Source organism: Mesobacillus subterraneus, assembly GCF_000934845.1.
Classification (GTDB): Bacteria; Bacillota; Bacilli; order Bacillales; family Cytobacillaceae; genus Mesobacillus; species Mesobacillus stamsii.
In genome coordinates, this window is sequence record NZ_JXIQ01000133.1 from 1 (window position 1) to 25,072 (window position 25,072).

At 40.1% G+C, this 25,072-nt stretch carries 22 protein-coding genes and 1 pseudogene; 15 read left to right on the plus strand and 8 right to left on the minus strand.

What is annotated here, in order from left to right; translation table 11 throughout:
* Positions 1-426 precede the first annotated feature (426 nt).
* From UB32_RS15840 to UB32_RS15885, 11 genes are all read left to right on the plus strand, one after another.
* Positions 427-1,452 (plus strand): Bug family tripartite tricarboxylate transporter substrate binding protein, encoded by a 1,026-nt coding sequence (locus UB32_RS15840; protein ID WP_044395459.1) that lies wholly within the window; start codon positions 427-429, stop codon positions 1,450-1,452.
* 54 nt (positions 1,453-1,506) lie between these two features.
* Positions 1,507-1,962, plus strand: a complete 456-nt coding sequence (locus UB32_RS15845) for a tripartite tricarboxylate transporter TctB family protein (protein WP_044395461.1) — start codon at positions 1,507-1,509, stop codon at positions 1,960-1,962.
* Between the two features lie 37 nt (positions 1,963-1,999).
* Entirely contained in the window at positions 2,000-3,526 is a 1,527-nt protein-coding gene (locus UB32_RS15850) for a tripartite tricarboxylate transporter permease (protein WP_044395463.1), read from the plus strand.
* Positions 3,527-3,597: 71 nt separating this feature from the next.
* Positions 3,598-5,184 (plus strand): ATP-binding protein, encoded by a 1,587-nt coding sequence (locus tag UB32_RS15855; protein ID WP_044395465.1) that lies wholly within the window; start codon positions 3,598-3,600, stop codon positions 5,182-5,184.
* Between the two features lie 3 nt (positions 5,185-5,187).
* On the plus strand, positions 5,188-5,892 hold the full coding sequence (locus UB32_RS15860; protein WP_044395467.1) for a response regulator: 705 nt from the start codon (positions 5,188-5,190) through the stop codon (positions 5,890-5,892).
* A gap of 208 nt (positions 5,893-6,100) precedes the next feature.
* Entirely contained in the window at positions 6,101-7,756 is a 1,656-nt protein-coding gene (locus UB32_RS15865) for a hypothetical protein (RefSeq protein WP_044395468.1), read from the plus strand.
* A 420-nt stretch (positions 7,757-8,176) separates the two neighbouring features.
* Complete coding sequence (locus UB32_RS20870) at positions 8,177-8,281, plus strand: GNAT family N-acetyltransferase (protein ID WP_431305978.1); 105 nt, start codon at positions 8,177-8,179, stop codon at positions 8,279-8,281.
* Positions 8,238-8,453 carry a GNAT family N-acetyltransferase gene (locus UB32_RS15870; RefSeq protein WP_431305979.1) on the plus strand — a complete coding sequence of 72 codons (216 nt, stop codon included), beginning with the start codon at positions 8,238-8,240 and terminating at the stop codon, positions 8,451-8,453. Before UB32_RS20870 ends, UB32_RS15870 begins: the two co-directional genes overlap by 44 nt.
* A gap of 22 nt (positions 8,454-8,475) precedes the next feature.
* Entirely contained in the window at positions 8,476-8,754 is a 279-nt protein-coding gene (locus UB32_RS15875; RefSeq protein WP_044395470.1) for a hypothetical protein, read from the plus strand.
* 515 nt (positions 8,755-9,269) lie between these two features.
* Positions 9,270-10,430: an acyl-CoA dehydrogenase family protein gene (locus UB32_RS15880; protein WP_044395472.1), complete on the plus strand. Its 1,161-nt coding sequence runs from the start codon at positions 9,270-9,272 to the stop codon at positions 10,428-10,430.
* Positions 10,431-10,478: 48 nt separating this feature from the next.
* Positions 10,479-11,249, plus strand: a complete 771-nt coding sequence (locus UB32_RS15885) for a 3-hydroxyacyl-CoA dehydrogenase (RefSeq protein WP_044395474.1) — start codon at positions 10,479-10,481, stop codon at positions 11,247-11,249.
* Positions 11,250-11,772: 523 nt separating this feature from the next.
* Here UB32_RS15885 and UB32_RS15890 read toward each other — a convergent pair.
* The 8 genes from UB32_RS15890 to UB32_RS15915 form a co-directional block, all read right to left on the minus strand.
* A complete protein-coding gene (locus UB32_RS15890) occupies positions 11,773-12,561 on the minus strand; it encodes an enoyl-CoA hydratase/isomerase family protein (protein ID WP_044395476.1) in 789 nt (262 codons plus the stop codon).
* A 23-nt stretch (positions 12,562-12,584) separates the two neighbouring features.
* Positions 12,585-13,007: a MaoC/PaaZ C-terminal domain-containing protein gene (locus UB32_RS15895; protein ID WP_044395479.1), complete on the minus strand. Its 423-nt coding sequence runs from the start codon at positions 13,005-13,007 to the stop codon at positions 12,585-12,587.
* Between the two features lie 34 nt (positions 13,008-13,041).
* Positions 13,042-14,631 (minus strand): AMP-binding protein, encoded by a 1,590-nt coding sequence (locus tag UB32_RS15900; protein ID WP_044395481.1) that lies wholly within the window; start codon positions 14,629-14,631, stop codon positions 13,042-13,044.
* A 139-nt stretch (positions 14,632-14,770) separates the two neighbouring features.
* Positions 14,771-15,550 (minus strand): enoyl-CoA hydratase/isomerase family protein, encoded by a 780-nt coding sequence (locus UB32_RS15905; RefSeq protein WP_044395483.1) that lies wholly within the window; start codon positions 15,548-15,550, stop codon positions 14,771-14,773.
* A 2-nt stretch (positions 15,551-15,552) separates the two neighbouring features.
* On the minus strand, positions 15,553-15,798 hold the full coding sequence (locus tag UB32_RS20875; RefSeq protein WP_084221874.1) for an AMP-binding enzyme: 246 nt from the start codon (positions 15,796-15,798) through the stop codon (positions 15,553-15,555).
* Entirely contained in the window at positions 15,747-15,911 is a 165-nt protein-coding gene (locus tag UB32_RS20075) for a hypothetical protein (protein ID WP_157841635.1), read from the minus strand. Before UB32_RS20075 ends, UB32_RS20875 begins: the two co-directional genes overlap by 52 nt.
* Before the next feature lie 71 nt (positions 15,912-15,982).
* Positions 15,983-17,161: a lipid-transfer protein gene (locus UB32_RS15910; RefSeq protein ID WP_044395484.1), complete on the minus strand. Its 1,179-nt coding sequence runs from the start codon at positions 17,159-17,161 to the stop codon at positions 15,983-15,985.
* 64 nt (positions 17,162-17,225) lie between these two features.
* The gene (locus UB32_RS15915; protein ID WP_347230921.1) at positions 17,226-18,410 is read right to left on the minus strand and encodes a CaiB/BaiF CoA transferase family protein; all 1,185 of its coding nucleotides are present in this window, start codon (positions 18,408-18,410) and stop codon (positions 17,226-17,228) included.
* Between the two features lie 268 nt (positions 18,411-18,678).
* Between UB32_RS15915 and UB32_RS15920 the strand changes: the two genes are divergently transcribed.
* The 4 genes and pseudogenes from UB32_RS15920 to UB32_RS20800 form a co-directional block, all read left to right on the plus strand.
* Positions 18,679-20,403: a sigma-54-dependent Fis family transcriptional regulator gene (locus tag UB32_RS15920; RefSeq protein WP_084221875.1), complete on the plus strand. Its 1,725-nt coding sequence runs from the start codon at positions 18,679-18,681 to the stop codon at positions 20,401-20,403.
* 454 nt (positions 20,404-20,857) lie between these two features.
* Entirely contained in the window at positions 20,858-22,375 is a 1,518-nt protein-coding gene (locus UB32_RS15925) for a Ppx/GppA phosphatase family protein (protein ID WP_044395488.1), read from the plus strand.
* 55 nt (positions 22,376-22,430) lie between these two features.
* The gene (locus tag UB32_RS15930; RefSeq protein WP_044395490.1) at positions 22,431-24,545 is read left to right on the plus strand and encodes an RNA degradosome polyphosphate kinase; all 2,115 of its coding nucleotides are present in this window, start codon (positions 22,431-22,433) and stop codon (positions 24,543-24,545) included.
* Positions 24,546-24,707: 162 nt separating this feature from the next.
* A pseudogene (locus UB32_RS20800) lies at positions 24,708-24,984 on the plus strand (nucleotidyltransferase family protein); the annotation flags it as partial.
* Between the last annotated feature and the right edge of the window lie 88 nt (positions 24,985-25,072).

Genomic DNA, 25,072 nt, shown 5'->3' on the forward strand with positions numbered 1-25,072 from the left:
AGTGTCTGGAGTAGAAATCGATTATCCGCCAAACCAAAAAAGGACCGGGCGCAGTTTGCCCGGTTTTTCTTAGAGATGGGGTCCTATGCCATTCGGAATGCAAGGTAGTGGTACACTCAATGATCTTCTGAAGTTGATATTGTAATAGTAATGATGAATTTGTCACCGGAATTTAAGATAGCGGCACTTTCATTCACCCACCTGCTATCTTTAGTTAAACGCTTGGTAATGGTGAATGTGACAAAGTTATGGTTATAGCGTTTGTGATATTTTAAGTCCAACAGAACAGTCACTCTGTCAAAAACCCACCCGTGAACAAAATGAACAAAATGTTTACTAAGTTTTTAATGCTGTTTAAATGAAAAATCAATTCTATTTTCAAAACCGTTGTAAAATTAAGAAAACGCTTACAAAGGGGAGTTGCAAATGTTTTTGAAGAATAAGATTTCTGTGGTTATATGTGCGGGAGCACTGGCAGTAAGCCTTGGTGCTTGCAGCAATGATGCTCCTGCATCCTCGGCTAAAAAAGAAGGTTCAGGTTATCCTGACAAAACTATTACGGTGGTGGCGCCATCAGGAGCAGGCGGTGGCTGGGATTTAACTGCACGTTCATTGACTAAGGTTTTGAGTGAGACAAAGATTGTGGAGCAGCCTTTGACAGTTGAGAACAAGCCGGGCGGCGGAGGTGCTGTGTTTATGGCCGAATACGCTACGGCGCAGGCAGAAAATAATGAGATGCTTTTTGTCAATTCACCTCCGATTGTTATCAACAATCTGAAAAAAGAAGGGAACAGCCCATATGGAGTGAAAAATACGACGCCACTGGCCCAGTTAACAAAGGATTATGGTGCCATTGTTGTAAAAGAGGACTCTAAATTCAAAGACCTGGAATCTGTTCTGAAAGAGGTAAAGAAAGATCCTAGTAAACTCACATTTGCCGGAGGATCCGCGCCTGGCTCCATGGACCATCTGATTTCGGTCCTTCCAGCTTATGAATATGGCGTTGATCCAACGAAAGTGAAATATGTTTCTTATGATGGCGGTGGAGAAGCCATTACGGCACTGCTTGGCGGGAACGCTGATGTCATTGGTACGGACGCATCCAGTGTAAAAGAGTTCTTGAAGGCTGGTAAGGTAAGAGTGCTGGCGGTAACTTCTGCTGAGCGTCTATCAGGTGATTTCAAAGACATTCCAACAGCAAAAGAACAGGGAGTGGATGCTGAATTTACGATTTGGCGCGGTGTGTTTGGTCCTGAAAAAATGTCAAAAGAAGCAAAAGCTTATTGGGAAAAATCACTTGAAAAGCTCGCTAACTCCCCAGAATGGAAGAAGGAAGTAGAGAAACAGGGGTGGGATCTTGATTATAAGAATGGCGAAGATTTCAAAAAGTTCCTAGAAGAACAAGATGGCCAGGTTCAGCAATTATTAGAAGCCCTGGGTATGCAGAAGTAACCAATGCTGGGGGAGGGTTTTTCTCCCTTCCCCCATTCTTGAAAGGAGTAAGCAATGAGTATTCAATTCGATCGGATTGCCTCGATCCTATTCTTGGCTACAGGTGTTCTATTTATTGTTGGGAGCAGACAGCTTGGGAGTTCTTCATATGGCAGCTCCGTTGGTCCTGATATCTTTCCTTTATTACTTGGTATCATTCTTGTTTTGTTAAGCATTCGTTTGTTTTATGAAACCATGGTTGCCAAAACACAGCATAGTTCGAAAAAAAAATTACTGTATAAACCTTTTTTGATCATCTTTTCCGCTACATTGGTTTATATTTTGACATTGGAAACAATTGGGTACGTCATCACAACGTTTTTATTTTTATTTGTAAGTTTTCAAACGATGGAACGCTCTAAGGTGATTACTTCCCTTATCATATCTGCTTTTTTTTCCGGATTCGTTTATTTTATGTATGTTGAAGTATTAAAAGGGACGCTGCCAGGATGGCCAATTTGGCTTTCATAATTTATGGTGTTGCTTTTTTGAAAGGTGGTTGTAGAAAATGGGTACACTCGATTATTTATTTCAAGGCTTTGAAACAGCCCTCATTTGGTATAACCTCATTTTTGCCTTCGTTGGAGTATTGATTGGGACCGCCGTAGGCGTGCTCCCGGGGATTGGGCCAATGAGCGGAGTAGCGCTGCTTATTCCTGTTACTGCATCAGCTACTGGCTGGCTGCCGCCGGAATCCGCTGCAACAAGTGCGATCATTTTACTTGCGGGAGTCTATTATGGAGCCATGTACGGAGGTTCCACCACCTCCATTCTATTGAATACACCTGGGGAATCATCCTCGGTGGTCACAACGTTGGACGGTTACCAGATGGCCAAGAAAGGGAGAGCAGGCAGTGCCTTATCGATTGCGGCAATTGGTTCATTTGTCGCCGGGATCGTTACGCTTGTGGCCCTTATAGCTTTAGCCAAGCCTCTATCATCGGTTGCGCTGAAATTTGGTCCTGCAGAATACTTTTCATTGATGCTTTTAGGACTTGGGGCTGTCAGCGGCCTGGCCGGAACATCTGTGACAAAGGCATTAATCATGACTGTTGCTGGATTATTGTTGGGAACGATCGGAATTGATAATGTTTCAGGTATTGCCAGATTCACTTTTAATGTTCCGTGGCTTTATCAGGGAATTGAGTTCCTGACGATTGCGGTTGGATTGTTCGCGCTTGGTGAGGTTTTTAAGACGATATTGGAAAAGGATGAAGAAGAGGGAGAAATCGCAAGGATTAATAACTTGCTTCCTTCCAAGGCTGAGCTGAAAGAATCAGCTGCACCGATTGCACGTGGTTCCATATTAGGCTTCTTTGTTGGGATCTTGCCAGGCGCAGGGGCAACTCTTGCATCCTTCTTTTCTTACATTTTAGAAAAAAAGATCTCAAAAAATCCTTCGAAATTCGGGACGGGAACCATTGCAGGGGTTGCAGCACCGGAATCAGCCAATAATGCTGCGTCAGGCGGTGCACTGATTCCACTATTAACATTAGGGATTCCTGGTTCAGGGACAACGGCTATTTTAATGGGAGCCTTGATGATGTATAACGTCCAGCCAGGTCCATTATTATTTGAAGACCACCCGCAGGTAGCATGGGGACTGATCGCCAGTATGTTTATCGGCAATGTTATGTTATTGATCTTGAATCTTCCACTGGTAAAAGTGTTTGCAAAAATTATTCAAACACCTAAACAATTTCTGATTCCAATGATTATTGCCATCTCGATTTTTGGTGTCTATGCTGTCCAGGTATCAACAAATGATCTTTTGCTTTTATTGGGCTGCGGGATATTAGGATATTTCCTCAGCAAAAATGATTATCCCATTGCTCCGCTTGTACTCGGGCTAGTGCTTGGGCCAATGGTTGAGAATAACCTGCGACGGGCCTTAACGATTTCAAATGGGGATTTTAGTATATTTGTATCACGCCCTATTTCTCTCGCGTTTCTCCTAATTACCCTGTTATGGCTTGTGATTCCGCTATTGATGAAAAGGCGGGGCAAAGAAGTTATTATCAATGCAGAAGGTTGAATAGTTAAAATAGTAAAAAAACTCCTTTCCATAAGGAGTTTTTTTACTATAATGAGGATAGAGGTGTTGATGTGAGGCTACATTCCAAATTAATGCTCTTAATAGTGATTCTTATTCTCTTGATTGGCGGTATTTTTGAAATCACCTTTAAAAATATTCTCGAAATGAATATGAAGAAGGAAATTGGCTCGAAAGCGCTGGCAGTGGCTGAATCCGTTGCCAATATGCCACAAATTGAAGAAGCTTTTTACGAGGATGATCCAGCTTCTATTATACAGCCGATCGCCGAAAGGATTCGGAAACAAGTAGGAGCAGAATTTATTGTGATTGGCAACAGAGATGAGGTGCGATATTCCCACCCAAATCCTGTGCGGCTGGGACAAAAAATGGTTGGAGGGGATAATGGCCATGTTTTTAAAGGAGAATCAGTTATTTCGGAGTCTGTTGGGACATTAGGCCCTTCTCTAAGGGGCAAAGCCCCCATTTTCAGCAAGGGAGAAGTGGTAGGTGTGGTGTCTGTAGGATACCTTCAGACCGATATTGAAAAGGAAATCTCGACTATACAGAAAAAAATTTTCACTGATACGTTTCTTATTTTAATAGGAGGCTTGATGGTGGCATTTCTGATCACGTTGAATATAAAAAAGGCTTTGTTCGGTCTTGAACCAAAAGAAATTGCTTGGATGTATCAGGAGAAACATGCCATATTGGAATCCATTCATGAAGGCATCATTGCCATTGATACTGATGGACGTATCACTGTTGTGAATGAAAACGCTCACAAGATTTTGAGGGTGCCGAATGAGGTCCTTCTTCGTGGAAAAAGAATCGATGAGGTATTGGAAAATACGCATCTTCTTGCAGTCGTTGCTACAGGACAAGCAGAATACGATAAGGAGATTATGATATTTGGAGAAGTCTATTTAGCGAATAGAATTCCCATTTTTAATAAGAAAAGCGATGTGATCGGGGCAGTCGCAAGCTTACGAAGCAAGTCAGAGCTGGCCAAGCTGATGCAGGAATTAACCCATGTAAAAGCCTATGCAGAAGGGTTGCGTGCCCAAACCCATGAATATTCCAATCGGCTTTATACGCTTCTCGGCCTGATCCAGCTAGGGTCTTACAAGGAAGCCATCGACTTCATTTCTAAGGAAGTTGATGTAGCGCAGGGATTTATTCAATTTTTAATGAAGGAAGTACCTGACCCAATCATTGCTGCCTTCGTCCTTGGAAAATTCAGCCTGGCAAGTGAGTTGAAGGTTGATTTTACAATTGACAGGGAGAGCAGCTTTAAAGATGTGCCAAATGAAATTGACAGAGATCATTTGGTGACCATTATTGGGAACCTGATCAATAATGCTTTCGAAGCTGTTAGAGAAAACGGGAAAGCTGAAAAAAGAGTCATGCTGTTCCTGACTGACCTTGGCAAAGAATTGATTATTGAAGTAGAAGATAACGGGCGGGGGATAGAAAGCGAAGACAACGAACACATTTTTCAAGAAGGTTTTACAACGAAGAAAAGGAATAGCAATTCAGGTATTGGTTTAAGCCTTGTGCAAAATGCGATTAATCAACTAGGTGGTTCTATCACCTTTTCATCTAATCCGGGGGAAGGCACAATTTTCACTGTAGCGATACCAAAAAGCAAGGGGAAGTGAACAATGGAGAAAAGAGACATTGAAGTACTGATTGTCGAGGATGATTTAAGGATAGCCGAAATCCAAAAACGGTTTATTGAACAAATCGAAGGATTTCAGGCTGTCGGGATTGCAGCCGGTTATGTAGACGCTATAACCTTAATCGAGATTTTAAAACCAGATTTGCTTTTGCTCGATGTTTATTTTCCGGATATGAACGGCCTCGAATTGTTGAGGGAACTGAAGCTGCAGTCCAAGCAAACCGATGTCATTATGATCACGGCAACGAGGGAAATTGAAAAAGTTCAAGAAGCGATCAGTATTGGAGTTTTCGATTATATTATCAAGCCTTTAGTGTTTGAACGATTTAAGCAATCCTTGCTGAGATATCAGGATTATCATGAAAAATTATCGCAATTAGGCAAAGGGAATCATGTTATCACACAGCAGCAGGTTGATAAACTGCTTCGGAAAGAAACGACTGAATTGAATAATGATAAATCATACCTTCCGAAAGGGATCGACCCGCTGACACTTGAAAAAGTGATGGAGGTCATTGGAAAAGGTGGAGCGGGACTAACCGCGGAAAGTGTCGCGAATGAAATTGGTGTGAGCCGGACAACGGCGAGACGTTACCTCGAGCATCTCGTATCCATCGAAAAGATAGAAGCGGATTTGACATACGGTAGTGTTGGGCGGCCGGAACGGGTTTATATGAGTATAGGATAACGAAAGCATAAGGACATGTTAACTGTGTAATCATACTCGAAAAAATGAACTTGTCCCCAATTTAAAAAAATTGTAAACCATAGGGTCTATTAGGGCTCGTTTCCCGAATAAGACACGAGTACAAACGTCCCCTTGTCTCTTTCTGTGATGAAACTTTCCCCCGTTTGAATCGTATATGTAAAGGACAAATTAAAAGGGGATCTGAATATTGGGAAATATACTTCTATTTGCACTCTTAGTTGGATTGGTTTCCGCTTTGATTCTTGTACCTTTTTCCAAAAAACGGAAATCCTTGATGTTGTTGATCGCAGCGGTTGTGCTGATTACAATTGGAACTTTTGCATGCTATTATCTATTTAATCTGGACCGGAATCTGTCTTCGCTATGTCCGTATGCGATTCTGGTCACGCTTGTGGGAACGGCCTTTGCAGTTGGGAAGGAAAGAATCGTCAAGGGAAGCTTGTTTTTGCTGGCCTTGGTTGTCGGCGTGTATTTTATGATTGCCTTTCTTTTTAACGCCGAGGAAAAATATCAATCTGCGAAAATGACGGAAAAGACGGAGATTTCGACCTTCGATGAAAAAGAAACTCCGGCGAGTGTCCCGCCACAGTTCGCACGCAATAAGATGAAAAAGGCATTCGGCCAGGTTCCGAAAACAAGTTATTATGAGCTGGGCAACCTGCAAATCCAGAAGGTTAACGGGGAGTATGTCTATATCGCGCCTGTTGAATTTTCAGGCTTTTTCAAATGGTGGAGTGGCGGTTCCACACCGGGTTATTTTACCGTCAGCGCCACTGACTCAACAGCAAACCCGAAATTCAAGAAGTCTGAGATGGTTTACACCCCATCTTCATTCTTCAATAAAAATCTCGAACGCCATATTCGAATGCAGTATCCGGAGGCAATTTTTTACGGAGATACCCAGCTTGAAATTGATGATGAAGGAAAACCTTATTATATCAGGACATTCGGAGAGTTCGTCTCAGCCCGAAATGGTTTTGAGGGCACAGGGATTGTCGTCGTTGATCCGGAATCAGGCAAGACGAAGGCATATGCTTTGGCAGATGTTCCTGAATTCATCGATGGTGCTGTTTCACCGGAAGCCGTCAGCCTGCAAAATAGCTATTATGGGAATTATATCCATGGCTTTTGGAACAGCGTATTCAGCAAGACGGATGTGAAGCTGCCTTCCGATGAAGGAACCGAAGCCCAGGTCAGCCCGATTTTCGATGCAAATGGCGATATGTATTATTTTACCGATTTTACCAGCCCGAAAGAAGGAGTCGACTCCATGCTTGGCTACGCTCTGACGAATTCGAGGACGGGGGAAGCGACTTTCTACACCGGAGACCTTGAAGAGTCCTATATGGATTCCGAGGGCGCGCTGCAGATCATTGAAAAGAAGTTCATCGAGAAAAAATGGTACGGGGAGATGCCAATCATCTACAACTTTTATGGAGAAGCAAGCTGGTTGTCAGGTGTACTTGATTCGAATGGTTTCCTGCAAAACTACTTCATCGTGTCAGCAGCCAACCCGGAGATTTCAGCATTTGGAGCCAGTCCGAATGAAGCACTGCGAAAATACAAAACGGCCCTGCAGCATGGCGGCGGAACAGTAGATGGTAGTTCAAAATCCGAAGAAAAGCAGGGAAGTGGAATCGTGCTCCGCGTCTATAAAGAAAAAACCGGCGATTACACCATCGTCTCCATCCTGCTCGACAACAAAAAGAACTACATCATCTCATCCGAAACCAATCCACTAGCAATTTATGTAAAAGAAGGCGACCAGGTGGACCTCAGATACATGGACACCGGTGAAACCTTCCTGCCAGTGAAGGAACTGAAAATACAAGGCTTGGAATAGTCTGTTTCGTGCCAGACCCATCGTGTTTTAGCGGGGTCTGGTTTTTTTGTGTGGATAGGAATATACGATTGGTTTGCTAAAACACGAGAAACTGGAAAAAGAGGTCACCGATAATGGGTGCCCTAAAAAGATGTCGCTGTTGTCCTATGATTTATGCGAAAACTTTGCACAATAAGTACAAACTATATATACCTTTTAACATAAAATCACAATTAGAGCCCAGCGATTTCCAGTTCGCGGAATTCCAAGGCGAATTCGCGGAATCAACCTGGATTTTCGCGGAATAACCAGCCGATTTCGCGGAATTAGTAACTAAACTCGCGGAATACCTTGGAAAATCATCCAAATTTAAAAGGAATATAATGTTTTTTGTTGAATTCTATCCTAATTAGGGGGGGAAGAAGGTTCTTTTTTACATGAATGGAGGAGTTCCCATGGTTTTCGATGCAATTAATAAGCAATGGGGAGATCGCTTATTGGATTGGAGAAGAATACTGGGGAAAAGGATATCCGACGGAGGCATGATAGATTTTGTGCTTCAGTAAAGGGCTACCACAAAGTGTATGCTCGTTATTTTCAGTCGAACCCGGCATCCGGGAAAGTGATGCAAAAGTTGGGCATGAAGCAAGAGGGCATTTTACTTAAACAGGTTGAGAAAGAGGTTGAAGACATAATCAGTAATGGAATCATCAAGTGAATTTTTAGTAGGGAGTGAGGGGATGAAAGAAAGGTTACATGGTTTTGCGATCATTGGTGCTTTATTCATTTTTGCCGGAGGAATTTTGACCTTTAAAAGTGTGTCATTTGGTACATCGATGGCTGAATCCTGGCTCGTTAGTCAGGGTGGGGCGGACTCAGGTCATTATCAAATTGTGATCACAAGTTATATTAATACCTTTTTAGTTGCTGGGGGAGTCATGCTGGGATTTGGGCTTTTGCTGACCACATTAATAACGTACAAACTGATTAAACCGAATGAAGAGACGAAGCATGGCTAAATTCTGTGCTTCTTTTTTTATTGCTTCAGTCTTACGGTTTAGGGCCTCGCCCTTTAGTATGATAAATGTCTTGCAAAGAGACTTCGAGGAACTACAAAGAATGAGAAAGATGTTATTGAAGGGGCTATTTACGGGGAAGAATATCGATGGTTAAAGTGAAAGTGTCAAGCAGACATACCAAAAGATACCTTTATGAGGGAGAAACGAGCACAAAAAGGTATTTTTAGCCGAGAAAGCTACACTTAAAGAGGGCAAAGGAATTCCTTTGCTCTTTAAATTAAGCCAATTTATAACTATTTCTTATCATTAATCATTAAAAACTTCAAGTTCTCTTATCATGGTAGTAATTTTCTCACTCCTATTTTTTCCAGCTGGCATTATGTAAACGATTAATAACAATTTACAAAATATTGTTAACAACCATTTACAATACTATCGCTGTCAAACTTTATGTGGTGCTACTATGCTGTTGGCATGAATTTTGCATTATATAAAAATGAAATGGAGGGAAGAGAATGATACCATTAAAAGAAAAAGAAGAGGAAATTTCATTATTGAAAAAATCAATTGAGTCTTTTGCAAAAAAAGAAATGGAGCCCTTCTATGGTAAATGGGAACAGGAGGGGAATATTCCTGTAGGGTTATGGAAGAAACTTGGTGATGCTGGCTTTCTCTGTGTGGATATCCCAGAGCATTATGGCGGATTGGGAACTCCTTTGCGTTATGCAACAACCATTATTGAAGAATTTAGCAGGCTTGGATACAGTTCATTAGCTGTCAATTTATCTGTCCATTCCAATATAGTAGCTCATTATATTCTGAGTTCAGGTACAGAAGAACAAAAGAATCACTACCTGCCGAAAATGGCTACAGGGGAATCAATAGGTGCGATAGCGATGACTGAGCCTGGTGCCGGAAGTGATCTACAAGGAATCAGCACAACTGCAATTAAGAACGAAAGCACGAATGAATATTTCATAAATGGCACAAAAACGTTTATTTCAAATGGTCAGAATTTTGGTTTTGTCATTGTTGTTGCACGAACAAACCGGAAAGTAAAGGCATCAAAGGGAACTTCCTTGTTTATAGTTGACGCTGACACTTTTGGACTCACTAAAGGTAAAAAATTAAAAAAGATTGGCCTTCACTCTGCAGATACATCCGAATTAATCCTAGAAAATGTATCTGTTCCATCCAGCCAGATACTCGGTGAAGTGGATTATGGTTTTGCCGTGCTGATGACTGAATTACCACGGGAAAGGCTGACTTTAGCCATTGGAGCATGTGGGGCAATGGAAGGTATGCTTGATATAACCGTCAAATATCTTCATGAGCGGGATGCTTTCGGAAAACATCTCAGTCAACTTCAGGTTATCCGGCATAAAATTGCTGAAATGACAACAGAGGCAAAGGTTAACCGTGCCTATGTAAACCAGTGTTTGAGACAACTGGAGAATAACCAGCTTTCCACTGCGGATGCCAGTGTGGCAAAGCTATCAAGTACGGAAGCTCAAGGACGAATTGCAGACGGCTGTTTACAACTATTTGGTGGATATGGCTATATGCAGGAATATCCAATATCCAGAGCTTTTACAGATGCGAGAGTTCAACGAATTTATGGTGGTACATCAGAAATTATGAAGGAAATCATCAGCAAAGATATTTTAGATAAATAGTTGCTTTGTAAAGTTGGACAATTAATGAATAAATAAGGAGATGGAATGATGGACTTGAAAGGGAAAGTTGCCGTAGTTACAGGTGGAGCGTCTGGATTAGGTTTGGCAACTGTTGAAAGGCTTGCGGAAAAAGGTGCTAAGGTTGTTATTTTTGACCTGAATGAAGAGAATGCGAAAGAAGCTGCCGAACGATTAGGCAACAATGTCACTTATGCTGTTGTAAATGTTACAGATGAGGATTCTGTACAAAACGGGATTGACGTTGCAATTAAAACCTTTGGGGCGATTCATATTTGTGTTAATTGCGCCGGCGTTGGGACACCGGGGAAAACAATTGGCAAAAAAGGTGTACTGCCATTGGAAAAATATAAGCAGGTTATCGATATTAATCTGATTGGAACATTTAATGTTTTACGACTATCTGCAAACAGGATGAAGGATAATGAACCAATCACAGATTCCGGCGAAAGAGGTGTCATTATTAATACAGCCTCGGTCGCAGCATTTGATGGTCAAATGGGCCAAGCCGCTTACGGTGCAAGCAAAGCAGGTGTAGTCGGGATGACATTACCGGTATCACGGGATTTATCCCAGTATGGAATACGTGTTAACACCATTGCACCAGGTTTGTTCATGACACCAATGGCAAATACCCTATCCGAAAAGGTGATACAAAAATTATCAGAAAGTGTTGAGTTTCCAAAGCGTTTGGGACAACCAAGCGAATTTGCTGAACTAGCAACTTTCCTTATGGAAAACGAATATTTAAACGGTGAGGTCATTCGACTGGATGGTGGTATTCGGATGTCGCCAAGGTAAAAAGATAGGCAAATAAGGGGGAATGAAGATAAGAAAAACGGCAAGAAAGACCCTCTTGCACTTGTTTTATCAAAAAATATTGAAGATTTGGAAGGCATAATGGACATTCATGTCATTAGGTTCAATTCCTGAATCAATGTATAAAAATTCCCCAAAACTAGGATAGGTCCATTCAGCAAAAAGAAGAGATACGAAACCCTTTATAGGAGTGACATAACGAACTATTGAATAAATTATTATTACGCAGTAAAACAATATAAAACCCGAATTTTATCAATTTGGAAAATTCGGGTTTTTGTGTTTTTAGTAGATAGGAAAGTATAAAACTTTCCTATCTGAAGGCTACAACGTAAGCGCTACACATACCACTCTCAGCATTCAAAGACGCACGACAGAGGCATGGATTCGCTCCACAAGTCACTGAAATACGACGTCAGTATCATTAATGAATCGACAACAAAAAATAAATCCAATGTGACAAAGGCGGATGGTACACTTGACTCAGCTTCCGCAATACAAGATATTAATACCCTTTAAATTCAGGTGTTCTTTTTTCTGAAAAGGCGCTTAATCCTTCACTGAAATCATATGAATGCGTATGATTTTTTAGGGAAAGCAGTTCTTGTCTTAATGAGGTGTCCAGTTTCTGATCAGCGCTGTCTCTCACTAAACGTTTCATTTCTCGCAGGACAAGGGGGCTTTTTGCTGCTACTTTATCTGCTATTTTTTGTGCAGTCTCATTGAGTTCTTCGGCAGGAACGACCTCATGGACAAATCCGTAGTCCTTCCATTCTTTAGCTGGAAACATGTCCCCTGTAAACAGCAGATATTTTGCTCGATTTATGCCAATTTCTTTATGCAGCCTGACTGCACCTCCACCGCCAGGAAGGACACCAAAATTGGCGTGGCCGTCGCCTATTTTGGTTTTTTCTGAAGCAACAACAATATCGGCTGTCATGGCAAGTTCTAGTCCACCGGCAAGTGTAACCCCATTTAATGCCACGATTAGTGGTTTCGATAAATAATTCAGTTTACGGAACAGTTCTTCGGCATAATCAAGAATACCCTTCTCACCATCCGGGTCTTTATTTAAATCCCTTAAAAGTTCTTTTAAATCAGCACCGGCACAGAATGCTTTACCTTTACCGGATAAAATAACGACCCGAATATCATCATCCTGCTCAATCTCCTCAAGTGCTTGAAGGATCTCCATGGTCATTTTTTTTGACAAAGAGTTCATCTCTTCCGGACGATTTAAATAAATCCAGGAAGATTGCTGTTTTTTTTCATAAATAATGGCTTCATAAACCAAGTTAGAAACACTCCTTTTATTCGCTATTTAGAAACTAATGCGGATATTTCTGCTTGTAAAACTTGAATATCATCATAATTGTAAGAAGTGAGTAATAATGTAACCTCACCGGATTTCGTTTTATCTGTTTTTTTAATCACTTCAGCCGTTACATATAGCGTATCTTCCGGATAGACCGGTTTTGTAAATTTAAGATTATTAACGCCTGTTCCAGCAATTATATCCTCTCCCAAAATATTCATATCTGTCCATAATTTAAAGCTAATGCACAAGGTGTGTAATCCTGAAGCAATGATCCCTTTGAACATACTCTGTTTCGCTTTTTCCTCATCAATATGCATGTATTGAGGATCGAATTGTGAAGCAAATTCCATGATTTCTTCTTTAGTCACTGTATAGGAAGCACTTTTGAATTTTTCATCAATCATAATTTCATGATACTTCATCGGCTTACTCCAATCCTAAATTATTCCAATTATTTTAACTCTTTTCCATTAATATGTCCTTGTATTCATCCTTAAGGGAACGTTTTAATAATTTCCCGGCAGAGGTTAACGGCAAATTATTCCGGAAAACAATGTGCTTCGGCGTTTTATAACCAGACAGTGTTTTCTTGCAATGTGCTATAATTTCCTCCCCGGTAAGTGTTGCCCCGTCTTTTAAGACAACTGCCGCGATAACTGACTCCCCCCATTTCGGATCAGGTACACCGAAAACTGCACATTGATTTATTTTGGGGTGCTGACTGATAACGCTCTCCACCTCTTGGCTGGAAACATTTTCTCCGCCTGATTTAATAATATCTTTTTTACGGTCTGCAAAATAATAATTGCCCTGATCATCGCGAATTAAAACATCCCCGGTATGGTACCATCCATTTTGAAAGGCCTTATGATTGGCTTCTTCATTCCTGTAATAGCCGGTGACAACAACAGGACCGCGGGCAATTTGTTCACCTGGCACCCCATTCGGAACTTCATTGCCATCGTCATCCATTAATTTAATTTCACTGCCTGCGAGCATAACACTTCCCACATACCTTCCGTCGCCATTTGGAACTTCATCCCATGTTTTAAACCAGCTGGCAGTTAGAGGAGTTGCTGTTGTTTCACTGGAACCTTGTATAGTTAAAAATTTCGCATCCGGTGCAATTTTATTCCATCCATCCACCATGCTCCTTGGAATGGTACTTGACCATGTAATCAATTTCTGACAAGAAGATAAATCATATGGATCAGCAGCTCCCAGGATTCCTAAATACAGTGTAGGCGGAAGGGCGGTAAAATTAATTTGATGCTTTTCTATCAGCTCTGCCATTTGTGCGGGAGTAGGCGTCTCCGTCATGATAATCGTTATGCCGATCATATTGGCATTCAGCAAAAAGGTGAATCCGGCCATATGAATTATAGGCAGAGATAATAGCAGAATATCCTCTGGATGAAACGCACCTGTTGACATATAGGTATAATTTGCAAATAGGAAGTTTTTGTGATTAATCATCACACCTTTTGGGGCGGACTCGGTGCCGCTCGTGTAAAAAAGTGATAACACATCATCATCATATAATTCCGTTTCTGGTTCAGCATCACTTCCGTGCAGCAACTGACTAAAATCTCCCCAACCAGCAGGCAAATCAGCTGTACGAAGACTGTATATCTTTTCAATTCCGGTTAATTTATCGGCAATTGACTTCACTAGGTCAATATGTGTTTTATCAACGAAAAACAGCCGGGGTTGTGACGTATGAAGAAGCTGGCGTACTTCTTCTGCCTTCAGCATAAAGTTCAACGGCGTATACCAGGCACCAATTTTTGCCAGTGCGTAGGCTAAAATAACAATCTCCGGGCTGTTTTTTCCAATGACTGCAATCCGGTCTCCTTTTTGTACCCCTTTTTCTCGAAGCGAATGGGCCACCTGATTGACCTGTTTATTTAACGCTTCATACGTGTACGTTCGCTGTTCGCCGTCTACACTGTAAAATACTAATGCAGGCTTTTTCGGATATCGGTAACTTGCTCTTTTTAATCCATCCCCAATAGTTGCTCTTGTTTTCAAATTTTCATTTAACAAAATTTTACCCTCCCATTTTTGTTCGTCTCATTTAATTCGAATTTTTTTCGAGCAACATGATTAATAATTACAATCTTATTTAGCTTTTTTTCAACTTTATTCACTCCCTTTTAAGTTTTTTATTAATTGAAGAAAATGCTTATTCCCCTTTAAAGACTGGTTTTCTTTTTTCAATAAATGCCTGCCTCCCCTCTTTAAAATCCTGCGTTTGAAATATAATGGCCTGCCCCATCGCTTCCATTTCCAATACACTTTCCAATGATGAATAGGGCGCTTGGTGCATGATCCTTTTTGCTAATCCCAATGCTTTCGTTGGCCCTCTTGCTAATAATCTAGCAAGTTTTTTGGCTTCCTTCCCTGCTTGACCTTCTGCTACAACCTGATTTATTAAGCCGAACTCCAACGCTGTATTCGCATCAATCGTTTTTCCAGTAAAAACTAATTCTGCTGCCTTATGCATGCCGATTTTTTGTGGAAGGAGATACAATCCTCCCATATCAGGTAAGGCACCCACATTGGCAAAAATTTCAGCGAATGAAGCTGTTTCGTCGGCAATGATTATGTCACAGGCAAAAGCCAGATTACTGCCTGCTCCAACTGCGGGTCCATGCACTGCAACGACTACCGGCTTCTCCATATTGTACAAACCGATCAACGCTTCATGGCCGCGTTGCAGAAATTCCTTTACTTCGATTGGATTCGTATCGTCCATTCCAAAATCCTTTAAATCGCCACCTGCACAAAATGCTTTTCCTTCACCATAAAGGAGGATCGACCGAATGGACGGATCTCTTTTTGCCTTATTTATCGCCTCTCCGAGTTCTGATAACAGCTCCGCATTTAGAGCGTTCAACCTATCTGGACGATTTAGCGCGATCTCGAATACGCCCTGATTACATGTTGTATTGACAATGGACATATTTACACCTCATTTTCAACGGTTGTGTATTGCTGTCTAAGCTGATATTTCAACAGCTTTCCAGAAAGGTTTCTTGGCAAGACATCAACAAAAATCACTTTTTTCGGAGTTTTATAACTTGCTATATTTTCTTTGGCAAATGCGATCAATTCTTTTTCTGTTAGTTCAGAATCAGCTTTTTTAGCAACAATTGCAGTTACAAGCTCGCCCCATTTTTCATCCGGTGTTCCAATAATCCGTTCGCTAATTTGTTAACGCTTTCATTAAACTCAAAATAATTGTACCGCCGGTCTTCATAATGTAAGGCCTCGTGAAGGGGCTGCCTTTCTGTGTTAATTTCTAACGCTTCTACAATATTCATCAACGAACACTCCTATTTTTTAAAAATGGAATACAGTAGCCCTGACCCGTCACCGTGTTACATTCATGCCACTATACCGTTTGATACATCGTAACTATGCAAGCTCCACCAAGGCCCACATTATGCTGCAATCCAACTTTTGCTCCCTCAACTTGCCGTTTTCCCGCTTCTCCACGAAGGTGCCAAACAAGCTCCGTGCATTGTGCAAGCCCTGTTGCACCAAGGGGGTGTCCTTTAGACATTAGCCCACCTGAAGGATTAACGACGAATTTTCCGCCATAAGTATTGTCCTCATCATAGATGAGCTTCTCTGCTTCACCTTCTCCGACAAGTCCTAGTCCTTCATAGGTGATTACTTCATTAGGGGTAAAACAATCATGCAATTCCACTACATCAACATCTTCCGGGCCAACACCGGATTTTTCGTACACTTCTTTTGCAGCTTCTTCAGTCATTTTAAGACCGACCAGTTGCATATTATTTTCCTTCGAATCTGGTTTATCTGTAGTCATCGATTGAGCAGTTATTTTGACTGCATTTTGAATATTGTGTTTTTTGGCAAAGTCATCACTGCAAACGACTACTGCAGCTGCACCACACGTTGGCGGACATGCCATCAATCTGTTAAGACCAGGATACACTTCCGGCGATTGCATCACTTCATCTAATGTGATTTCTTTGTTAAACAGGGAATAAGGGTTATTTACTGCGTGCTTCCTGGATTTAACAGCAACCTTTCCAAATATATCCGGACTTGCGCCATATTTTTCAAGATACTCTATTGCGGCTGCACCAAATACTTTTAAGGCAACAGGTCCATCCGGTAATTCAGGGTTTAATGTTTCAAACTGATCGTAAATCCATTGAAACGGCGACATGCGGTCGGTCCAATTTTCACTCAGTGCCCCCGGTTTCATTTCCTCAAATCCAAAAGCCAGTACACATTCCTCTGCACCAGATTCGACTGCCTGTCGTGCCAAGTAGAGTGCGGTGGAACCTGATGAGCAATTGTTGTTCACATTTATAATAGGAATTCCTGTCATGCCGACGCGATATAAGGCGGTTTGACCGCTTGTACTGTCACCATAAACATAACTTGCATACGCCTGATTAACATCTGAAAGACTGATTCCCGCATCTTTCAAGGCGTTCGTAATTGCCTTCGAAGCCATGATTTCATAAGGCTCATTTTTTCCCGGCTTTTCAAACTTCACCATACTAACACCGATCACGTTTGCTTTGCTTGTCATATTGTTTCCTCCCAATTTTTCGGGCGAACCCATATTCAGATCCACAGCCCTTTAATCATATCGTTTAACCAAAAATTCCTTTTTCGGACAGTTCGGCTATTTTCGAATCATTCCAGCCTGCCTTTTTTAAAACCTCCTTTGTATGTGTTCCGGTTTGCACACCCGTATGGCGATAGGAAGCTGGTTGATTGGAAAACTTTATCGGAAACGCAATCTGATCCTGCGTGCCGCCACTTGGCATTGATACAGGAACAATCATCTCACGCGCTTTTATGTGTGGATGTTCAACTGTTTCAGCGAATTTCAAGACAGGTTCGACACATCCGTCAAAATCATTCCCAAGGAGCGCAAGCCATTCATCAAATGTTTTTTCTTTAAACGCGATCTTCACTTTTTCCTTAAATTGCTGTTGGTCCGCTGTCTTCGTGCTACTGCTTAGTGTCAGTAATGCTGGTTCCCCAAGTAAATGACACAGTTCTTTTTGGAATTTTGGCTCCAGACTACCGACAGAAAAATATCGACCGTCTTTTGTCTCGTAATAATCGTAAAACGTTCCCCCATTAAGCATCAGTGATTCCGCACCCGGATTTTCCCCACCTGCCAGATAACCAGATCCGTATAATGCATTAAAAGCATACAAATTGTCCGTAATACTCACATCAATATGCTGGCCTTCCCCAGTCTGCAGTCGGTGATAGACAGCAGCTAAAATACTGATTACTGCAGGCATAGAGCCACCGCCAATATCAGCCACTTGAATCCCTAACGGAATGGGTGCCTGATCCTTTCTCGAGGAATAACTTGCAGCACCTGATATGGCTAAATAATTAATATCGTGCCCCGCCTTATTACTCATTGGTCCTGTTTGTCCATATCCGGTCAGCGAGCAATAGATAATGCTCGGGTTCACTTTTTTCAATGTTTTATAGTCAATTCCCAACCGCTCCATAGTACCCGGCCTGAATTGTTCAATAACGATGTCGTACTCCTTAATGAGGCTGAAAATCACTTCTTTTGCATCCACTTGTTTTAAATCAAGTGCAACTGATCGCTTGGAGCGGTTGAGTTGCGCATATGCTGCCGATACTTCATCGATTATTGGCGGAAGATGTTTGGTCATATCCTCCCGGTGCGGAGATTCCACCTTCACGACATCTGCGCCCATATCCGCCAGCATCATCGTTGCAAACGGACCCGGTAGCAGCGTCGTAAAATCCAATACTTTCAAACCATTCAAAACACTCATCATGTTTCCTCCTCGTATCAACAATGGACTGATTGCCATCAAGTCCTCACCTGGGTTCTTTATACCTATACTTTTCTTACACTATATACTAGCAAAAAGCATGCCAACTTTTCGGTGGGTCACGGCAAGGGTATTTACGATATATTGTTAATAACCATTAACAGATGAAGTGTAAAGTGATAAGATTAGTTAACAAAAAGTTGACTAAATAATTTTAAATTTCTGATAATAATTTGATACAATATAGTAAAGATTATTTTTCGAAGGAGGAATGAATTTGCTAATCTCAAACTATATGACAACCCATTTTGTAAAATGCACATTGGGAGATACGTTAGATAATGTTCTCAAGGTGTTTTTAAAGGGAAATTCAAAAATATTACCAATTGTAAATTCGAATGGAGAACTGACCGGAATCATCACAAAAAATTCAGTTTTTCGCCTTCTGGTAAATAAAACACCACTTGAAACATCAATTGAAGAATTTTATAAAGCGGATCCGGTTTTTGTAACCGAAACAGATACACTGGAAGAGGCAAGAATTCATTTGCTGAATCATAATATAGGACATGTCCCTGTGGTGAATAAAGAAAAAAAACCTGTTGGATTGCTCTCAACCCAGGAATTATTAGACTCCTATAATATTGTCTATACTCAATTAAATTCGGTAATTGATTTTGCCTATGACGCGATGTTTGTCGTAAATAAAAATGCAGTCATTACCTTGGTGAATACCAGTTTCTCTGATTTATTTCAATTAAGTAGCAAAGACGTTTTATCCAAATCCGCTGCGGAATTATTCCCTGAACTGGATATAGAAAATGTGATGAAGCGGGGAATAAACATCATCAACGCACCACAAATTATAAATGGGCAACAATGCCTCCTTTCTATCAACCTGATCAAGGAAAATGGAGATTTGAACAGTGCCATTTGTAAAATTGCCTTCCGAGGCTTAACACAACTGCAGGAGGCACTGACAAAAGTCAAAAGACTGGAGAAACAAGTTTCAGCCTATAAAGATGAAATCCATAACACCAAAGGCACGAGATACACATTACATGATATTGCCGGCGAATCCAACGCAATTAAAAAAGTTAAACATGAGGCGGTACTAGCTGCAAAAAGCATTTCCACCGTTTTGATCACTGGCGAAACTGGTACAGGGAAAGAGATGTTTGCCCAAGGGATTCACGCTGCATCCAATCAACCAGGAAGATTTGTGGAAGTGAATTGTGCTGCAATACCGGCGGAACTACTTGAATCAGAGTTTTTTGGATACGTAGGCGGTGCGTTTACAGGCGCAAAACCAGGCGGGATGAAAGGTAAGTTTGAAGTAGCACAAAATGGAGCAATATTTTTGGATGAAATTGGGGATATGCCTCCCCAACTACAGGTGAAATTGTTGCGCGTTTTACAAGAGAAGGAATTCCAGCCAATCGGCAGTTCGAAGACTATTCATTTAAACATGAAAATCATTGCTGCGACAAATCAGGATTTAGAAAAGTTAATTCGTGTCGGTAAGTTTAGAGAAGATTTATATTATCGTTTAAATATTATGAGTATCCATATCCCCCCTCTTCGCGAAAGAATAGAAGATGTGCCTGAGATTGTAAATAGCATTATCCATAATCTAAATCAGAACGGTTTCTATATTAAAGGTATAACACATTCAGCATTGACAAATTTAATGGAGTATTCATGGCCCGGCAATGTGCGTGAATTACAAAACACTCTCGAAAGAGCAGCAAATATACGAACCGGAGACTATATTGATGTTGATGATATTTCTCCCATGCCAAGGAATGTTGAGAAAACAATAGGTATTCCAAATAATAGTGGATATAATTTTAAAAACAGAATTCATATCACTGAAAAAGATACGATCGTAGAAGCACTTCAGAAAACGGGTGGGAATAAAACACGGGCGAGTGAGCTACTTGAAATTAGCAGGCCTTGGTTGTATAAGAAGATGAAAGAGTATGGGTTGTATTAACGGGACACCCGTCACTGGCTTTGTTATATGCGACAAAGGGACGGATCCAGCGTCGAAAACTGTAGTAATTCAACTGTATAATCCTAGTCAAAAAATGAATTTCGGCCCAATTTTAAAAAAAGGTAAACCATAGGCTCAACTAAGATTCATTATAGCTATACTAAAATATTTCCTTTCCCGAATGAGACGTGAGAACATTCCGACCGTCCCTGTGTCTTGTGTCTTGTGGCTGGAGAAATGAAACAAATGCTTAGTCATAATCTCTCTGAAAATCCCTTCCATTCAAAAAACATCTAACATTCTTCATTCCCCCCCATATGTTATGATATGCTCATTATAGAACAGATACTTTACCTCTTTAATTAGCATGTATCATCTAAATTATTCAATTAGTGGTATCGATTTTATAACTTCAAAGAAAAACAAAAGTAAATTAGACAAGGCGAGGGTAAAGATGGTAAAAAAAATAGCCATAGTGGATATTGGTTCAAATACAGTCCGATTGGTCATCTATCGGGTCAAATCAGAAAATGCGATAAAAGTCATTGAAAACATAAAGATTGCGGCTCGGCTGCAAACGTATTTGAATGCTGATTTGGTATTAAATTCTGAAGGGATCAAAATCCTTGTAGATTCCCTAAATGTTTTTAAAGAAATGATTGCTTTGCACAATGTTGAATCGATAAAGATTTTTGCAACAGCAGCCATACGAAGCTCCAAAAACATAGGAGAAATAAAGCAGATTGTCAATGATAAAACCGGCTTTTCTATTGACGTTTTAACAGGGGAAGAGGAAGCAAAATACGGTTTTCTTGGAGTCATTAGTTCGACAGACAAAAATGATGGAATAACTGTCGATTTAGGAGGAGGAAGTCTTGAAATTACCCAATTTCGAAATAGGAAAATGGTCCACTCCTATAGTTTCTCTTTTGGCGTTTTATCGTTAAAGCAACAATTCCTTCCAACAAACAAGCCTACGGATACAGAACTTACCAGCCTAGCTGCTTATATTCAATCGCAAATTCAAACAATTGATTGGTTGAAAGATTGTCAGCTGCCGATTATTGGCATTGGTGGAAGCGCGAGAAGTATCGGTGCCATTGATCAGGTAATGAAAAGCTATCCAATAAACTCTGTTCATCTTTATGAAATCGATAAAGGAGACTTGGATTCAGTAAAAGAAAGAGTAAAATCCTTATCTTTTAATGAAATTCAAACAGTGTTGGGACTTTCAAAAGAGCGAGCAGAAATTGTTTTCCCTGCGGTTGAAGTATTTCTGGAGATATACCGGACAGTAAATGCTCCAGTTCTCCAAATAAGTGAAAAAGGACTGAGAGATGGAGTCTTATTGGATCATTTAAAGCTAAATGGGAGTTTTCAAAAAAAATTAAGTGAAAGTCTCAGAGAAATTTCATTTGAATACGACATAGATTTGGATAAAAGAGAGTTGGTTTTTAAGACGGCGCTTATGCTTTTTGAATCCCTTAAAGCAGTAAATACAGATCTAATCGAAGAAGATATACAAGACTTACACCGAGCAAGCTATCTATACAATTTGGGCGAAGTGTTAGAAAGAGATTATGCTAGTGCCCACTCATTTTATATTTTATCCAACCGGAATTTTCTAGAGCTGCCTCATCGTGACTGGATTAAAATTGCTTTATTAGCTTCATTCCAATCAAAAGCTGCCTTTAAAGAAAATATTAGTCCTTATAAAAATTGGTTTGAAAAAAACGAAAGAAGAAAATTACGGCTCTTAGGCTCCATCTTAAAATTTGCATTCGTACTCAACAATACGAAAAGAGAAATTATTCAAGAAATACATTGCAATGATGAGGGAGAGTTTATTCAGCTTGAAATAGTATGCATCAAGCAGTGGATGGCAGAGGAAAAGGCAGCAGAAAAACAAATCAAACATTTGGAAAACGCATTGGAAAAAAGAATAAATCTACATTTTACAATGGCTGATTGAAGTGAAAAGGGCATGCAAATTCATAAGAAGATTAGTTAATAAAGGTGTGGGAGATATGGAAAACAATATTAAACTAAATGAACCTTCAAATTTTAATAACCGGGAACTCAGTTGGCTGAGTTTTAATAAAAGAGTCCTAGAAGAAGCAAGGGACGATTCTAATCCCCTGTTGGAAAGATTAAAATTCCTAGCTATTTTTAGTTCGAATTTGGATGAGTTTTTTATGGTTAGAGTGGCCGGATTAAAAGATCAAATTAAAGTGGGATTTACTCAGCCTGAAAATAAAGCAGGTTTAACCCCAAAGGAACAAATGGAAAAAATAACAAAAATAACCCATAAGTTGGTCGCCATACAAAATAAAACTTATCGAGAATTATTAACGGCTTTAAAAAACGAAGATGTATCCTTTCTTTCTATGCAAGAACTTTCTCCAGAATGCCTTAGTTATCTTGAACAGCATTTTGATAAGATTATTTTTCCTGTATTAACACCACTGGCTGTTGATGCATATCGCCCATTTCCGTTGTTGGCAAATAAACGAATTAATCTAGACGTAACCCTATACGAAAAAGATGATAGCGGCAATACCGAAAAAAAATTTGCCATCGTGCAGGTACCGAAAGGATTGGATCGATTCGTTGAGATTCCTAACCAGGATGAAGGTCATAAACGAAAATTTGTTTATATCGAAGAACTGATTAGCCACTTTGTATATAAACTATTCCCGGGTATGCAGGTTCAATCAGTTACAATCTTTCGAATTACTAGGAATGCGGATTTGGAAATTCATGAAGAAGGGGCAAGGGATCTGCTGAAGGAAATTGAAGAAGAACTGAAAATGAGGAAATGGGGTGCAGCCGTCAGGTTAGAAGTCTCAAAAAAATTCATCGATAAGGAGGTGCTTGCATTTTTCATAGATGAACTGGAAATTCATGAAAAAGATATTTATTTTCTTGAAGGACCACTCGACTTAACTTTTCTTTTCGGATTTTACAAGCAACTTGCTGCGTTTAAAGAACATCTTACTTTTGAGACGTTCCTGCCACAACCTGCGCAGGATATGATTATCGAACAAGAGGGAGTGAAAAAGAATATTTTTGAAATAATCAAAGAAAAAGATGTTCTCCTCCATCACCCTTTTGAATCGTTTGAACCAGTAATTGATTTTATTCGCAGTGCAGCAGAGGACGATCAAGTTCTTGCCATCAAACAAACTCTATATCGTGTGAGTGAAGAATCTCCGATCATAAAATACTTGATTAAAGCAGCTGAAAATGGGAAACAAGTACTTGTCCTTGTGGAACTAAAAGCAAGGTTCGATGAAGAACATAATGTTCAGTGGGCAAAAGAACTGGAAGAGGCTGGCTGTCATGTGATATACGGGAAGACATTATTAAAGACACATAGTAAAATAACCCTTGTTGTGCGAAAGAATCATGACGTGATCGAAAGATTTGTTCACCTTGGTACAGGAAATTATAATGAAGAAACAGCAAAGGTATATACTGATTTAGGATTATTTACTGCAAATGAAGAATTCGGAATCGATGCAACCAATTTCTTTAATTATTTAAGTGGTTTTATGGAAAAACCCCCATTTCACCATTTAATTATGGCGCCTAATGATATTAGAGAAGAATTTATTCAATTGGTTGACAAAGAGATAGCGTTTCATCAACAGTCTGGCAATGGCAGGATCATAGCAAAAATGAATTCCTTTACGGACAAAAAATTAATCATTAAGCTATATGAGGCATCAAGAGCAGGAGTGAAAATTGACTTGATCGTGAGGGGGACATGCTGTCTGCGACCCGGGATTAAAGGGGTCAGTGAGAACATTCGTGTGATTAGTATTGTTGGAAGGTTTTTAGAGCACAGCAGAATTTATTATTTTCATCAAAACGGTCAAGAAAAAATATTGCTTTCTTCCGCTGATTTAATGACAAGGAATATGGAAAAGCGCGTGGAAATTACTTTTCCAATTCTTAATCTAAATTTGAAGGAACGAATAAAGCAAAATCTTGCGATATACCTTATGGACAATGTAAAAAGCCGTGAACAGGATCGACTTGGAAACTATACTTATGTAAAGAGAAATACAAATGAGGAATTGGTAAACAGCCAAATGAATTTATGGGCTTTAGCATATGACAATATGGATGACGAATAGTAAACATACAGTCGTATAGAGAGATAATATTATAAAATTTTCTGAATGAGAAAAACTTCCGATTGTCCTGCGCATTGCCAGGATTTTTTCTTCCTCTGGAGAATAATTTAAAAGAGGATGTTATCATGGAGATATGAATAATGAGGAAATGGCGGTGATAGGATGGTGTCACAACAAGAAATCCTTCATGTACTTTCAAGTAATCTAAATAGTTGGAGAGAAAAATACGGTTGTTAAGCGCATTGGACTGTTTGGTTCGTATAGCCGTGAAGAACAAAAAGATTCTAGTGATATTGATGTAATTGTTGAATTTAGTGATTCTCATTTATCCTTTGACAACTATATGGATTTGAAATTTCACCTCGAAGATACCTTCCAAAAACCTGTCGACCTGGTTATTATAAATGATATAAAGCCTGCCTTAAAGCCAAGCATTTTAACGGACTTTCATGTTCAAGTCTTCTATCACCACAGCATCAAAATTAGAAGCTAATTCTTTTGATTTAATGTCACAAACCCTTCACTTT